Below are 14,249 nucleotides of genomic sequence, written 5' to 3' on the forward strand. Positions count from 1 at the left end.
GGCGTCACCGAAAAGCCGGGCTGTCGGCGGGGCGCGAGCCCCGCCTTTTCTCAGGCGTCAGGTGTGAGTGATTAACCACTCAAGGAGAACCTCGTGAGGATCACCGCCACCACCCGGAAGCCGGGAGCAGCGCTCGCAGTTCTGGCGGGGGCGCAGTGTTCACCGTCATGCTCGCCACCTCGATCGTGAACGTGGCCCTCCCGCAGATCCGCGCCGGCGTCGGCCTGTCGGACAGCGGCGCGACCTGGGTGGTCAACGCCTACGGCCTTGCCTTCGGCGCGCTGCTGCTCGCCGGCGGAAGGACGGCCGACGTCCTCGGCCGGCGCCGGGTACTGCTCGCGGGGCTCGCGGTGTTCGGAGCCGCCTCGCTGGCGGCCGGGCTGGCCTCCTCCTCCCCGGTCCTGATCGCCGCCCGCGCACTGCAGGGCCTGGGCGCGGCGGCGATCGCCCCGGCGGCTCTGGCCCTGGTCATGGACCTGTACCCGCCGGGACCCGGGCGGGGGAGGGCGCTCGGCGTGTGGGGTGCGGTGTCCGGCGCGGGGGGCGCGGCCGGGGTCCTGCTCGGTGGCGCCCTCACCCAGGCCTGGGGCTGGCAGTGGATCCTCTTCGCCGTCGCCGTCGGGACGCTCCTGGTCCTGGCCGGCGCGGCGGTCGGCGTGCCGCCGGCCTCGACCCCGGCCTCGACCCCGGCCTCGACCCCGGCCTCGACCCCGGCCTCGACCCCGACCCCGGCCCCGACCCCGGCCCCGACCCCGGCCTCGGTTACCGGCAGTGGCCGGTTCGACCTGCCCGGCACCACCACCGTCACCCTCGCGCTGACCGCCCTGGTGTGGGGCCTGACCACCGCCCGCCGCTCGGGCTGGGCGGACACCACCGTCCTCGGGGCCTTCGCCGTCGCCGCCGTGCTGGTGGCCGCGTTCGTCCTCGTCGAGCGACGCCACCCGAATCCGCTGCTGCCGCCGCGCCTGTTCCGGGCCGGGCGCGTCACCGTCGGGAACGCGCTCATGGCGCTGCTCGGCTCGGTGTGGATCGCCCTGTTCTTCTTCCTGCCGCTCTACCAGCAACAGGTCCTCGGATCCAGCCCACTGGTTACCGGCCTCGGCCAACTCCCGCTCGCCGCAGCCAACATGCTCGGCTCCACGCTCGCCCCGCGGATCTCCCGCCGCATCGGCGCCACCGCGACGGTGACCGGCGCCCTGCTGACCGAGGCCGCGGGACTGCTCTGGCTGTCCCGGATCAGCACCCACGGCAGCTACTTCGCCGACCTCCTCGGCCCGGTCATCCTCATCGGTCTGGGCCTGAGCATCGCCTTCGTCCAGCTCACCGCCCTGTCCGTGGAGGGCGTCGCCCGCCAGGACGCGGGGCTGGCCGGCGGTTTGGTGAACACCTCCCGGCAGGTCGGCGGAGCGATCGGCCTCGCCGTCCTGGCCACCCTCGCGGGTACCGCCACCGCCCACGCAGCCGTCCACCAGCCGCAGCCGGAAGCGCTCACCGCCGGCTACCGCATCGCCTTCGGCGTCTCCGCCGCCGTCCTCCTGGCCACCGCCGCCCTCGCCCCGCTCCTCACGCGCCGCACGGCGACCGGCCCCTGCGGCGCCGGTCCGAGCCCGGCTCCGCAGCCCGCCGCCGACCGCCGTCACTGACCGGCCGGGACAACGGACCCGGCCGACCCGCCGAACCCACCCGTGCCACCCGTTCCCTTCCACCGTTCCACCCGACCGAACGCGTCACCGCCCGTACACCAACCGAGAGGAAGAGCAGCCATGTTCACCATCGACGAGACCGCTCCCGCCGTCGTCCGCCTGTCCACCGTGATCGACGCCCCGCTGGAGCGGGTCTGGGCGCTGCACACCGACATCGACGCCTGGCCGAGCTGGAACGCCGACGTCGACCAGGCGCAGCTCGACGGCCCGCTGCTGCCGGGCCACTCCTTCACCTGGAAGACGCACGGGCTGGACATCACCTCCACCATCCGCGAGATCGTCCCCGGTGAGCGGCTCGTCTGGGGCGGCCCGGCCAACGGCATCGAGGGCATCCACGTGTGGACCTTCGAGCAGACCGGCGGCCAGGTGACCGTCCGCACCGAGGAGTCCTGGAGCGGCGCCCCCGTCGACGCCGCCCCCGCCGAGCTCGGCCAGGCCCTGCGCGACTCCCTGACCGCCTGGCTCACCGCCCTCAAGAACCGTGCCGAGCAGGCCGACTGACCCCGGTCACCACCCGTCGCCCCGTCACGTCAGACACCGCACCCGCACCCGCACCCGCACCCGTAACCACATCCACACCGTCACGCAGAAGCGAGGTTCCTGCCATGACCGCAGACAAGCCCTACCTGACCAGCCACTACACCCCGGCCGTCGACGAGATCACCGCCACCGAGCTGACCGTCGAGGGGTCCCTTCCCCCGGAGCTGACCGGCCGGCTGATCCGCAACAGCCACAACCCCAAGCCCGGCGTCACCCCCACCCACTGGTTCAAGGGCAGCGGCATGGTCCACGGCATCCGGCTGCGCGAAGGCCGCGCCGAGTGGTACCGCAACCGCTGGGTGCACACCCCCGCCCTGGACGGCGCGCCCTACATGACCGACCGCGGCCCGGACCTGACGGCCAGTACCGCCGGCACCCACGTCATCGAACACGCCGGACGCCTCCTCGCCCTGTGCGAGGCGAACCTCCCCTTCGAGCTCACCCGGGACCTCGACACGGTCGGCGCCCACGACTTCGGCGGCAAGCTGCGCAGCGCGATGACCGCGCACCCGAAGGCCGACCCGGTCACCGGCGAGCTGCACTTCTTCGGCTCCTCGCCGTTCCCGCCGTTCCTCACGTACTACGTGGCCGACGCCACGGGCCGGATCAGCCGCAGCGGTTCCGGCAGCTCGTTTCCGGTATGCCGACCGGCAAGCTCAAGGCCCGACTCGTGTCGATGGCCGCCGAAGCCGGTCTTGTCATCGTCGCAGTCGATCCCGCTTACACCTCGCAGTGGGGAGGCCAGCACTGGCAGAAACCGCTGGTCACCCCACGCCGCACGATGTCCCGTCACGATGCCGCCGGCATCGCGATCGGACGACGCGCCCTCGGACACCCGATCCGGCGTCGGACGGCACCGCCCCCACACGACCAGAGTGATCGTGTGGGGCATCGGACCGTCCAGGCCGAACGCGGTGTCCGAGGACGTGAGGAAACCCGCCGCCCCGTCACGGAACATGCACACGATGCACGTGCCCGGACGGGGAAACACCAGGGAACGCGGGCGACCAGTGCATCCAAAACCGTTCGGGATGCGCGCAGTGCCAGGCAGTGGGTCCAAGACTCACTCCTGCTCACTGACTAGGAACGGTTCGAGCTCTCCTGGAACTGGTGGGTCGGCGCCCCCGGTCGCGGCACGGAGCCCAACACGCGCTCCTACAGCCGCCGTTGGGTCGTCGACCTGGCCGTCGGCCGGGTGGACGAGCAGACCATCGACGACCTCGCCATCGAATTCCCCACGCTCAACGAGGAGTTCCTCGGCGCCGAGCACCGCTACCAGTACGCGGTCTCCTTCCCCGACCAGGAGGGCCAGGGCGGCTACGGCATCGTCAAGTACGACCGCAGCACCGGCGCCCGTCACATCCACGGGGCCGGGGACGCCCGCCTGCCCAGCGAGGCCGTGTTCGTGCCCGCCGCAGGCGCCACCCGCGAGGACGACGGCTACCTGCTCACCGTCGTCTCCGACCTCAAGCAGAACGCCTCCGAGCTCCTGGTCCTGGACGCCTCCGCCCTCGAGCGGATCGCCACGGTCCACCTGCCGCGCCGGGTCACCGGCGGCATCCACGGCTCCTGGATCCCCGACAGCGACCTGGACCGCGACGCCGACGGCGGCCTTGCCGGCTCCGACGGTTGAACGCCGCCGGCCCCGGGGGACTCCACCCCCGGGGCCGGCGCCGGCTCAGGGAGCGATCGGGAGCTGCCGCTTGTGTTCGGTCAGGCGGTACCGGTGGGTGATGGCCGCGAAGGCGGCCTCGCCGACGGGCTTGCCCTCCAGCAGGTCGTCGATGTCGTCGTAGGTGACACCGAGCGCCTCCTCGTCGGGCCGGCCCGGCTTCAGTGTCTCCAGGTCGGCCGTCGGGGTCTTCACGGTCAGACCGGCGGGCGCGCCCAGAACCTGGGACATGGCCCGTACGCGCCGCTTGGTGAGGCCGGTGAGCGGCACCACGTCGGCCGCGCCGTCGCCGAACTTGGTGAAGAACCCGGAGACCGCCTCGGCGGCGTGGTCGGTGCCGACGACCAGGCCCTCGTGCGCGCCCGCCACCGCGTACTGGGCGATCATGCGCTGCCGGGCCTTGATGTTGCCGTGCACGAAGTCCTGGTGGTGCGCGTCGCGGAAGACCGTGCCGCCGGCCAGCACCGCCTCCAGCGCCGCGTCGCTGGAGGACTTCACGTCGACGGTCAGGACCCGGTCGGGCCGGATGAACTCCAGCGCCAGCTGCGCGTCCGCCTCGTCGGCCTGGGTGCCGTACGGCAGCCGCATCGCGAAGAACGTCGCGTCCTGCCCCGTGGCACGGACCCGCTCGACCGCGAGCTGGCACAGCCGGCCGGCGGTGGTGGAGTCCACGCCGCCGCTGATGCCCAGCACCAGGGAGCGCAGGCTCGTGGAGGTCAGCTGGCCGGCGAGGAAGGCCACCCGGCGTTCGATCTCCTGCTGCGCGTCGAAGGACGCGCTCACCTGGAGATCCCGGGCGATCTCCTGCTGCAGGGGTATGGACGCCAGGTCGGTCACGGCTGCTCCTCGGTCGGGCCCGTGGGCGGGTTCGGGGCGCGCCGCAGGGCCGGGGCCACGGGCGCGTGGATGGGGGACGGAAGCACTCTAGAGGACGGCCGCGACCGCCCGCGCAAGGCGTCCGGCCAGGTCGGCCACGGCATCGGGCCAGGTCGGCGCGGTCCCCGCGCGGGTGCCCCGGCGCCGCGGGCCAGCGCACGGCCTACTCGTCCGGCCGTCAGCCTGTTGGCCCACCGCTGCCTGACAGGCCGTCACCCGGGGTCCTACGCTGCGCAGTGCGCATGCCCCCGGGCATCCAGCAGCGCACCGCTGTCGCGACCTCGAGCGCCGCCCGACAGTGCCCAGACCCGCCGGCGAGGTCTCGCCCCGATGGCGGGCCTGCCCCCGACCTCCGGCCGAAAGGTCTGCCTCCCGATGTCCCCACGCACCCCGTGCGGGTCCCCGCCCCGGACACCCCGACGCCGCCGCCCGCGCTGGACGTTCCAGCTGGCCGCCGCCCTGCTCCTCGGTTTGATCGGCCTTCCCGCGGCCTCGGCCGCCCCCGCCCCCGCCCGCGCCGACCTCGGCGACATCACCGAGTACCCCCTTCCCACGGTCGGCAGTTTTCCCGGCGTCATCACCACGGGATCCGACGGCAACCTCTGGTTCACCGAGCAGGGCATTAGGAAGATCGCCCGGATCACCCCCACCGGGGACCTGACCGAGTACCAGCTGCCCGGCGACGACCACAGCCCCATCGGGATCACCGCCGGGCCCGACGGCAAACTGTGGTTCACCGACATCAGCCGGCGGATCGGGAACATCACCACGGCGGGTCTCATCACCGAGTACGACCTGCCCGCCGGCAGCGGCACACCGTTCGCCATCACCACGGGACCCGACGGGAACCTCTGGTTCACCGAGGACCCCGGTGACCGGATCGGGAGGATCACCCCCAAGGGCGAGATCACCGAGTACCCCCTGCCCACCCCCGGCACCGCCCCGGAGTCCATCGTGACCGGGCCCGACGGGAACCTCTGGTTCACCGAGATCTCCGGTGACCGGATCGGGAGGATCACCCCCAAGGGCGAGATCACCGAATACCCCCTGCCCAATGCCGACAGCGGCCCGGACGTCATCACCGCCGGGCCCGACGGGAACCTCTGGTTCACGGAGCTCTTCGGCAACCGGATCGGGAAGATCAGCCCGGCGGGTCTCATCACCGAGTACCCCCTGCCGACCGCCGGCAGCGGCCCGGACGGGATGGCCGCCGGGCCCGACGGGAACCTGTGGTTCACCGAGCAGCTCACCGACGGGATCGGGCGGATCACCCCCGACGGGGACTTCGCGCGCTACCCGCTGCCCCACCCGGGCAGCCTCCCCGTCCGCATCACCGCGGGGCCGGACGCCGGCATGTGGTTCACCGAGATCGGCGGCGACCGCGTCGGACGGCTGGAGCTCGACGCCGGTCCGCCCCGGGCCGACCTGGCGGTCCGCCTGAGCGCTCCGGCCTCCGTGCGCGGCGGCGCCGAGTACACCTATGCCGTCACCGTGACCAACAAGGGGCCCTTCGCCGCCGCGGACCTGGCCGTCACCCTGACCCTGCCGCGCGGGGTGCCGGTCACGGACGCGCCCTCCGGCGCCGACCGCCGCACTCCCACTCCGCTGACCTGGCGCGTCGAGGCCCTGGGCGCCGGACAGCAGCGCGTGTTCCACGTCACGGTGCGGGTCGGCCAACGGCCCGCGATCACCGCGAGGGCCGCCGTCACCTCCCGCACCCCGGACCGGAACAGGAGGAACAACACCGACACGGCCATCACCCGGGTCTTCGGCCGCTGAGTGCCGAACGCCCCCGGGCCCGAGCCGTACCGCACCCGGTGGCGCCGACCGACTCCCCGATCGGCGCCACCAGCCCCTCCCGGGGCGGCTATCCGCCGACGTCCCGGCTGCGGAGATCGTCCAGCGTCTCGCGCCAGACCAGCAGCCGGGCCCGGCCCTCGTGGACCGAGACCACCGGCGGGCGGCCCACGAGGTTGTAGCCCGAGGCCATGGACAGCTGATAGGCGCCCGCCACCGGCACCGCGAGCAGGTCGCCCGGCCGTACATCGGCCGGCAGCGGCACGTCCGCGGCCAGGACGTCCCCCGCCTCGCAGTGGCGGCCGACGACCGTGGCCGTACGGGAATCCGCCGCCGAGGCGCGGCCGATGAGGCGGGGCGCGTAGCGGACCCCGTACAGGGCCGGCCGCGGGTTGTCGCTCATGCCGCCGTCCACGGCCACGAACAGCCGCGCCCCGGTGTGCTTGACGGCCAGCACCCGGTAGAGCGCCACCCCTGCCGGGCCCACGATCGCGCGCCCGGGCTCGATGGCCAGACGGGGCACGGGCAGCCCCGCGGCCGCGCAGGCCGCGACCAGTTCCGTACGGAGCCCGCGCGCGAGGGCGGTGGGGTCGAGGGCGGCTTCGCCGGGCCGGTAGGCGACCCCGTGCCCGCCGCCCACGTCCAGCTCGCGGAGCGTGACGCGGTGGCCGTCCCGGATCCGGGCCATCAGGCCCACCATGCGGCGCACGGCGGCCACGTACGGCTCGACCTCGGCGATCTGCGAGCCGATGTGACAGTGCAGGCCGACGAGTTCGAGCTGCGGCTGGCCGAGGATGCGGCCGATCGCCTCCTGGGCCGAGCCGTCGACCGGCGAGAGGCCGAACTTCTGGTCGTCCGTACCGGTACGGATCTTCTCGTGGCCGCCGGCCGAGACGCCCGGGACCACGCGCACCATGACCTTCTGGTGGCCGCCCGGGCCCACGGCCGCGGCCAGCCGCGCGATCTCGGAAGGGCTGTCGATGACGATGCGGCCGACGCCGAGCCGCAGCGCGGCCTCGATGTCGTGGGGCGGTTTGGCGTTGCCGTGCAGCACCATCCGCTCGGGAGGGAAGCCGGCGGTGACGGCCAGTTCGAGCTCGCCCGCGGAGCACACGTCCAGTCCGAGGCCCTCCTCGTCGACCCAGCGCACCACGGCCCGGGACAGGAAGGCCTTGGCCGCGTACAGGACGTGGGCCTCGGGGAAGGCGTCCCGGTAGCGGCGGCAGCGCCCGCGCACCTCGCCCTCGTCCAGCACGTAGGCCGGGGTGTCGAACCGCTCGGCGATCTCCGCCAGCGACACCCCGCCGACGGCCAGGCCGCCGTGTGCCAGGCGGGTCGTGGAGGCGGGCCAGACGGACAGGTCGTCCGCGACGCCGGGAACCGCGCGGAGTTCGGCGGTGGTCACGAAGGCCTCCTCGTCACCGGGCACGGACCGCGGCCTCGGCGGACGCGGTCGGGGTCGCGGTCGCCGGCACCGGGGTGACGGCGGGAGCCGAGAGGGCCGGGTCGATCGTCAGCAGGTACGTGCCGAGCGGAGCGGCCAGCGCCCGGAGCGCGGACTCGGAGAGCCGGATCCACGGCTGGCCGGCGCCGAGCGTCGCGGCCAGCAGGTCCGGACGGGTGAACCCGACGGCGGTGCGTCGGCCCAGCGGGGTGCGGAACATCCGGAGCACCACCTCCGCGGTTCCCGGCCGGACGGGCACGTAGAGGGGTCCGGCCGGGACCTGTTCCTCGGGCTCGGGATCGTCGGCGTACTGGAACAGGCACATGGGGTCCTCCTGGCGGGGCCGCGGTCGCCGATCGGAGACCGATCGGCCGGTGACGCCGAAGCTATGCCCGCCCCCGCGCCCCGCGCGCCACCTCCTGACGGGACCTTGACGGAAGTCGGCCCGGTTCATACGCATCGCTGACGGCCGCCCCGGATCGGTAGGCTGGGACCGCCGGGGGCCTGCGACGGGGAGGTACGGATGGGGAACACCGCGGCCGCACCAGAACCGGAACCAGGACCTGCGGCGGGACCCGGGCACGGGCAAGGACCCGGGCACGGGCCGACGCGAGGGCCGGGACCCGGTCCGGCGCCGGGACCGGGAGCAGCGCCGGGATCCGGATCCGGCGCCGATCCGGGGCTGTACGGCCCGGCGTCCGTCACCTGGCAGTGCCACGGCGACCCGATGATGTGGATCGCCGGCGTCCGGGCGCTCTACCTCCAGGCGCTCCACCCGCGCGCCGTCCGCGGCGTCATGCAGAATTCCGACTTCCGCCGGGACGCCTGGGGCCGGCTGCTGCGCACCGCCGATTTCGTCGGCACCCTCACCTACGGCACCAGCGAGGCCGCCGAACGCGCCGGCGGCAGGGTCCGGGCGATCCACCGCGCGCTCTCAGCCACCGATCCGGACACCGGCGAACCCTTCCCCGTCGACGACCCCGAGCTGCTGCTGTGGATCCACTGCGCGCAGATAGACAGCTTCCTGCACGTCCTGCGCCGCTCCGGCGTCCGCCTCACCGCCGCCCAGGCCGACCGCTACGTCGACGAGAACCGCGTCAACGCCCGCCTCGTCGGCCTCGATCCGGCCGGCGTCCCCGCCGACACCGCCGGGCTCGCCGCCTACTTCGAGCGGATCCGCCCGGAGCTCGCCGCCGGCCCCGACGCGCACTCCGTGGACGACTTCCTGCGAGGCCCGCCCGTCCCTGCCCTCCTCGTGCCTGGCCGAAACCTGCTGTGGCGCCCGCTCGCCGGCCTCGCGTACGGTTCCCTCCCCGGCTGGGCGCACCAGCTGTACGGGCGACCCGCACCGGCGCCGCGCAGCACCACCCGGCGCCTGCGCCTCACCGGACGCGTGTTGCGCAGCATTCCCGCAGGTCTGCGCTGGAAGCTGCCTCCAGGTCACATCTTGAAAGCGATGCGTCGCATGGGCCCCGGGAGCCGCCCCTCGCCGTACACACTGCGTACATCAGCGGCCATACTGGACCGGCCGGGGAGGGCGTAAGCACGACAACGGGGGCGGCTTCAAGACATGGCGGAGTCCAGACTGATCCAGGGCCGGTACCGGTCGCTCGATCTGATCGGGCGCGGCGGCATGGGCGAGGTGTGGCGCGCCCGCGACGAATCGCTGGGCCGGCAGGTCGCCGTGAAGTGCCTCAAGCCGATCGGCGCCGAGCAGGACGCCCACTTCACCCAGGTGCTGCGCGAGCGGTTCCGGCGCGAGGCACGCGTGGCCGCCTCCCTCCAGCACCGCGGTGTCACGGTCGTCCACGACTTCGGCGACGACAGCGCCGCGGGCGGTCCCCTCTACCTGGTCATGGAGCTCCTCGAAGGCCGCAACCTCAGCCAGCTCCTGGAGGACAACGAGACCCGCCCGCTCCCCGTGGACGTGGTCGTCGACATCGCCGAGCAGATGGCCGCCGCCCTCGGCTACACCCACGACCAGGGCGTCGTGCACCGTGACCTGAAGCCGGCCAACATCATGCGGCTCACCGACGGCACCGTGAAGATCTGCGACTTCGGCATCGCCCGCCTCGCCCACGACATCGGGTTCACGGCCAAGCTGACCGGCGGCGGCATGGCCATGGGCACCCCGCACTACATGTCGCCCGAGCAGATCGCCGGCGGTGAGGTGGACCACCGCAGCGACCTCTACTCCCTCGGCTGCGTCCTCTACGAGATTGCCACCGGAGCCCCGCCCTTCGACCTCGGCGACTCCTGGTCGGTGCTGGTCGGCCACCGCGACACCCCGCCCGTGCCGCTGCGCGAGCACCGCCCCGAACTGCCCGTCTCCTTCGAGCGGGTGGTTCTGGACCTGCTCGCCAAGCGCCCCGAGGACCGGCCCGGCGACGCCCGCCACGTGCACCGCCGGCTCGTCGAGGCCCGGCTGGGACCGGGCGGGCTGCCCGGCGCCCAGGCCCCGCTCCCCGCGTGGGCCCGGGGGATGACCGCCGGGCGCAAGGCCGGGATCGACGCCCGCCCCGCGAGCGGCGAATGGGCCGTGCTCACCGGTTCCTGGACGGCCGCCCGCCCCAGCGGCGAACAGCCCGTCGCCCGCGCGAGCGGCGAACACCCCGCATTCCGTCCGAGCGACGGGCAGCCCGCCGTGGGCCCCGCCGTGCCCATCGTGCGCCCCGAGCCCGCCGAGGACCCGCGGCTCACCGCGGCGTACGGCCTCCCGCGCGGCGCCGGCTCCCGGGAGACCGGCTCCGACGCACTCGCCGCGGGCCACGCGCGCGCCTACGCCCTCAGCCGCGCGGGCCGCCCCGAGGAGGCGCTCGCCGTGTACGCGGCCGTGGCCGACGGGCGCGCGCGGGAGCTCGGCCCGGACCACGCCGACACCCTCGCCGCGCGCCAGGAGACGGCGTACGAGCTGGGGCGGCTCGGACGCCACCAGGAAGCCCACGACACCTACCGCGCGGTGCTCGTCGCCCGCGAGCGGACCACGGGCCCGCTCCACCCCGACACCCTGCGCTGCCGCCACAACCTGGCCTGCGCCCTCGGTGCGCTGGGCCGGTTCGCCGACGCCCACGCCACCGCCGCCGCGGTCGCCGCCGACCGGGCCGCCGTCCTGGGCCCCGAGCACGCGGACACCCTGCTGACCCGGTACGAGGCGGCGTACGCGCTCGGCCGCCTGGAGCGCTGGCAGGAGGCACTGGCCGGCTTCCGCGAGGTCGCCGCCGTACGGGAACGGGTGCTCGGCCGCGACCACCCCGACACCCTGGCCGCCCGCTACGAGGTCGGCATCGCGCTCGGCCGCACCGGGAGCAGCGCCCGGGCCCTCGACCTGTTCCGGGCCCTGGTCCGCGACCGCACCCGCGCCTACGGGGCCGCCGACCCCGAGACCCTGCGCGCCCGGCACGTCCTCGGGGTCAACCTGGGCCGCCTGGAACGCTGGGAGGAGGCGGTGGCCGAGGCCCGGCAGGTGGGCGCCGTACGGGCCGAGGTGCTCGGCGCCGAGCACCCGGACACCCTGGTCAGCCGCCGGGAACTCGCCGTCGGGCTCGGCCGGCTGGGCCGCTGGGAGGAGGCCCTGCCCATCTACCGGGACCTCTCGGGCATCCGCGAGCGGTCCCTGGGCGACGAGCATCCCGACACGGCGCTGGCCCACGCCGACGAAGCCCACTGTCTGGAGCGGCTCGGCCAGGTGTGTTACCAAGAGCCATGACGACCTTCGGGCGGGACGTGTACGACGACGTGATCGTGGGCGGCGGGCACAACGGCCTCGTGGCCGCCGCGTACCTGGCGCGGGCGGGCAGATCGGTCCTCGTCCTGGAGCGGCTCGGGAACACGGGCGGGGCCGCGATCTCCAGCCGCCCCTTCGCGGGCGTCGACGCCCGCCTCTCCCGGTACTCGTACCTCGTCTCACTGCTCCCGGCGAAGATCGTGCGCGACCTGGACCTGCGGTTCGCGGTGCGCCGGCGGACGATCTCCTCGTACACGCCCGTCGAACGCGACGGCCGGCCCGGCGGACTGCTCGTCGGCGGCGGCGAGGAGCGCACCCGGGACTCCTTCGCCCGGCTGACCGGCTCGGACCGCGAGTACGAGAGCTGGCGCGCCTTCTACGGGACCACCGGGCAGGTCGCCCGGAAGGTGTTCCCCACGCTGACCGAGCCGTTGCCCACCCGGGCCGAGCTGCGGGCCCGGATCGACGACGAGGCCGCGTGGCGGATGCTGTTCGAGGAGCCGCTCGGGCAGGCGGTGGAGCGGCACTTCACGGACGACCTGGTCCGCGGGGTGGTCCTCACGGACGGGCTGATCGGCACCTTCGCGGACGCGCACGACCCCTCCTTGGCACAGAACCGCTGCTTCCTCTACCACGTCATCGGCGGCGGGACCGGGGACTGGGACGTCCCGGTCGGCGGCATGGGCGCCCTGACGGACGCCCTCGCGGCCGCCGCGCGGGACGCCGGGGCGGAGATCGCCACCGGCCACGAGGTGCTGCGGATCGACACGGACGGGACCGCTCCGGCCGAGGTGGTGTTCCGTACCGTCACGGGGGAGGGCCAGGTCGTCGGCCGCACGGTGCTGGTGAACGCCTCGCCGCGGGCACTGGCCGAACTCCTCGGCGAGGCACCGCCGCAGGAGGCGCCCGAGGGCGCCCAGCTCAAGGTCAACATGCTGCTGCGCCGGCTGCCCCGGCTACGGGACACCGCAGTGGACCCGCGCGAGGCCTTCGGCGGCACCTTCCACATCGCCGAGGGGTACGCCGAGCTTGCCCGGGCCCACGCGGAGGCCGCCGCCGGAGAACTGCCGTCCGTACCGCCCTCGGAGATCTACTGCCACTCGCTGACCGATCCGACGATCCTCGGGCCGGAGCTGGTGGAGCAGGGCTACCAGACGCTCACCCTCTTCGGCCTGCACACCCCGGCCCGGCTGTTCGGACACGACAACCACCAGGCCCGCGAGGTACTCCTGACCGCCACCCTCGCGCAGCTCGACGCACACCTGGCCGAGCCGCTCACCGACTGCCTCGCCTTCGACGCGGATGGCCGCCCGTGCATCGAGGCGAAGACCCCGCTGGACCTGGAACGCGAACTGGGCCTGCCCGGCGGGCACATCTTCCACCGCGACCTGTCCTGGCCCTTCGCCGAATCGGGCGGGAGCGGGCGGTGGGGCGTGGAGACCGCCCACCGCAACGTCCTGCTGTGCGGCGCGGGGGCGGTCCGGGGCGGCGGGGTCAGCGGGGTCCCCGGGCACAACGCGGCGATGGCGGTGCTCGGGCACTAGGGCGCGTAGCGGGTCGTGATCAATGAGTCGCTCTGGCGAGGTCTTTGATCCAGATCATCGAGGCGCGCAGGTAGAGGCCGGCGAGGTGGCTGTCCGGGGTCTTGTCGTATCGAGTGGCGACGCTCCGTCATGCCTTGAGCTTGTTGATCAGCCGCTCGACCGTGTTCCTCTGCTTGTAGAGGCCGACGCCGTGGCCGACGGGCCGGCCACCCCCGGAACCCTTCCTCTTCCGGTTGGCGGCCTGGTCAGCCTTCTCCGGGATGACCGCCTTGATGGCGTTTGCGCAGGTGGGAGCGATTATCGCGGGAGGAGTAAGCCTTGTCTCCGGCGACGGCGACGGCGTCCGGCCGGGTGCGGGGGCGGCCGACGGGCCCACGGACCCGGATCTTCCGTAGGAAGGGGATGAACTGGGGGCTGTCGGCCGCCTGTCCGGCGGTCAGCACGAACGCCAGCGGGCGGCACCTGCGATCGGCGGCGAGGCGAATCTTGCTGGTCTGCCCGCCCCGCGGGCGTCCCAAGAAGGCGGTCTTCAGGCGGAGCTTTCGCCGGCGGCGGACCCGTCGTCGTTCCTCCCGCTCGGGGGCCGCTTCGGCCTCGTGTCCGCTTTGTTCTTCGGGGCCGCCCCCTTCGGCGGGGCCTTCTCCCCCTCTTCGGCGGCGGTCTTCTCCAGGGCGGTGAGGACCTCCTGGCCCAGGTGCATCCCGGCGGCGTCGTGGTGGGCGTGTGTGGTGGAGCCGATGCTGACCAGGCACCGAACTCGCTCGGCATCTCCCGCCACTGCCCGCCGGTCCGCAACCGCCAGATCACGCCCTCGAACTGCTGCCGCAGGGTCTTGGGGGTACGGGCCGTACTCGCCGATCGGCAGGTGCGGCTCTATGAACTCCCGCTCTTCGTCCGTCAGTTGCGCGCGCGTCACGCACGACGGTCTACCGGGCCAGGGCCAGGGCCA

General features: G+C 73.9%; 10 protein-coding genes and 3 pseudogenes. 9 read left to right on the forward strand and 4 right to left on the reverse strand.

Features of this window, described 5'->3' with window-relative positions; genetic code table 11:
- Nucleotides 1–155 precede the first annotated feature (155 nt).
- The 5 genes and pseudogenes from OG332_RS40065 to OG332_RS40085 all read left to right on the forward strand — a co-directional run bounded on the left by OG332_RS40065 (nt 156) and on the right by OG332_RS40085 (nt 3,876).
- On the forward strand, nt 156–1,643 hold the full coding sequence (locus OG332_RS40065) for an MFS transporter (RefSeq protein WP_327418055.1): 1,488 nt from the start codon (nt 156–158) through the stop codon (nt 1,641–1,643).
- A 120-nt stretch (nt 1,644–1,763) separates the two neighbouring features.
- Nucleotides 1,764–2,204 (forward strand): SRPBCC family protein, encoded by a 441-nt coding sequence (locus OG332_RS40070; protein ID WP_327418056.1) that lies wholly within the window; start codon nt 1,764–1,766, stop codon nt 2,202–2,204.
- 104 nt (nt 2,205–2,308) lie between these two features.
- A pseudogene (locus tag OG332_RS40075) lies at nt 2,309–2,797 on the forward strand (carotenoid oxygenase family protein); the annotation flags it as partial.
- A 59-nt stretch (nt 2,798–2,856) separates the two neighbouring features.
- Nucleotides 2,857–3,327: pseudogene (locus OG332_RS40080) on the forward strand (IS200/IS605 family accessory protein TnpB-related protein); the annotation flags it as partial.
- A 111-nt stretch (nt 3,328–3,438) separates the two neighbouring features.
- Nucleotides 3,439–3,876 (forward strand): carotenoid oxygenase family protein, encoded by a 438-nt coding sequence (locus OG332_RS40085; protein ID WP_442816284.1) that lies wholly within the window; start codon nt 3,439–3,441, stop codon nt 3,874–3,876.
- A 45-nt stretch (nt 3,877–3,921) separates the two neighbouring features.
- Here OG332_RS40085 and nadE read toward each other — a convergent pair whose 3' ends face one another.
- On the reverse strand, nt 3,922–4,752 hold the full coding sequence (gene nadE / locus OG332_RS40090; protein WP_327418057.1) for an ammonia-dependent NAD(+) synthetase: 831 nt from the start codon (nt 4,750–4,752) through the stop codon (nt 3,922–3,924).
- Between the two features lie 414 nt (nt 4,753–5,166).
- On the opposite strand from nadE, the gene OG332_RS40095 reads away from it, so the two are divergent.
- Nucleotides 5,167–6,570 carry a virginiamycin B lyase family protein gene (locus OG332_RS40095; protein WP_327418058.1) on the forward strand — a complete coding sequence of 468 codons (1,404 nt, stop codon included), beginning with the start codon at nt 5,167–5,169 and terminating at the stop codon, nt 6,568–6,570.
- 88 nt (nt 6,571–6,658) lie between these two features.
- Here OG332_RS40095 and lysA read toward each other — a convergent pair whose 3' ends face one another.
- Both lysA and OG332_RS40105 read right to left on the reverse strand, forming a co-directional pair.
- Nucleotides 6,659–7,993: a diaminopimelate decarboxylase gene (gene lysA, locus OG332_RS40100; RefSeq protein WP_327418059.1), complete on the reverse strand. Its 1,335-nt coding sequence runs from the start codon at nt 7,991–7,993 to the stop codon at nt 6,659–6,661.
- A gap of 13 nt (nt 7,994–8,006) precedes the next feature.
- Nucleotides 8,007–8,357, reverse strand: a complete 351-nt coding sequence (locus OG332_RS40105; protein ID WP_327418060.1) for an SAV_915 family protein — start codon at nt 8,355–8,357, stop codon at nt 8,007–8,009.
- A gap of 402 nt (nt 8,358–8,759) precedes the next feature.
- Here OG332_RS40105 and OG332_RS40110 point away from each other — a divergent pair, with 402 nt between their 5' ends.
- The 3 genes from OG332_RS40110 to OG332_RS40120 are packed head-to-tail and all read left to right on the forward strand — an operon-like array spanning nt 8,760 to nt 13,300.
- Nucleotides 8,760–9,575, forward strand: a complete 816-nt coding sequence (locus tag OG332_RS40110; RefSeq protein ID WP_327418061.1) for an oxygenase MpaB family protein — start codon at nt 8,760–8,762, stop codon at nt 9,573–9,575.
- A 27-nt stretch (nt 9,576–9,602) separates the two neighbouring features.
- On the forward strand, nt 9,603–11,738 hold the full coding sequence (locus OG332_RS40115; protein ID WP_327418062.1) for a serine/threonine-protein kinase: 2,136 nt from the start codon (nt 9,603–9,605) through the stop codon (nt 11,736–11,738).
- A complete protein-coding gene (locus tag OG332_RS40120; protein ID WP_327418063.1) occupies nt 11,735–13,300 on the forward strand; it encodes a phytoene desaturase family protein in 1,566 nt (521 codons plus the stop codon). The genes OG332_RS40115 and OG332_RS40120 overlap by 4 nt, the downstream gene beginning before the upstream one ends.
- Before the next feature lie 19 nt (nt 13,301–13,319).
- Here OG332_RS40120 and OG332_RS40125 read toward each other — a convergent pair.
- Nucleotides 13,320–14,216, reverse strand: a pseudogene (locus tag OG332_RS40125) (IS5 family transposase).
- Nucleotides 14,217–14,249: the final 33 nt, after the last annotated feature.

This window comes from Streptomyces sp. NBC_01233, from assembly GCF_035989305.1.
Classification (GTDB): Bacteria; Actinomycetota; Actinomycetes; order Streptomycetales; family Streptomycetaceae; genus Streptomyces.

What these genes read in the sequence shown, in the direction of transcription:
- OG332_RS40105 (WP_327418060.1), bottom strand. Translation starts at nt 8,357, where the DNA reads ATGTGCCTGTTCCAGTACGCCGACGATCCCGAGCCCGAGGAACAGGTC.
- OG332_RS40110 (WP_327418061.1), top strand. Translation starts at nt 8,760, where the DNA reads ATGATGTGGATCGCCGGCGTCCGGGCGCTCTACCTCCAGGCGCTCCAC.
- OG332_RS40115 (WP_327418062.1), top strand. Translation starts at nt 9,603, where the DNA reads ATGGCGGAGTCCAGACTGATCCAGGGCCGGTACCGGTCGCTCGATCTG.
- OG332_RS40070 (WP_327418056.1), top strand. Translation starts at nt 1,764, where the DNA reads ATGTTCACCATCGACGAGACCGCTCCCGCCGTCGTCCGCCTGTCCACC.
- OG332_RS40120 (WP_327418063.1), top strand. Translation starts at nt 11,735, where the DNA reads ATGACGACCTTCGGGCGGGACGTGTACGACGACGTGATCGTGGGCGGC.
- OG332_RS40095 (WP_327418058.1), top strand. Translation starts at nt 5,167, where the DNA reads ATGTCCCCACGCACCCCGTGCGGGTCCCCGCCCCGGACACCCCGACGC.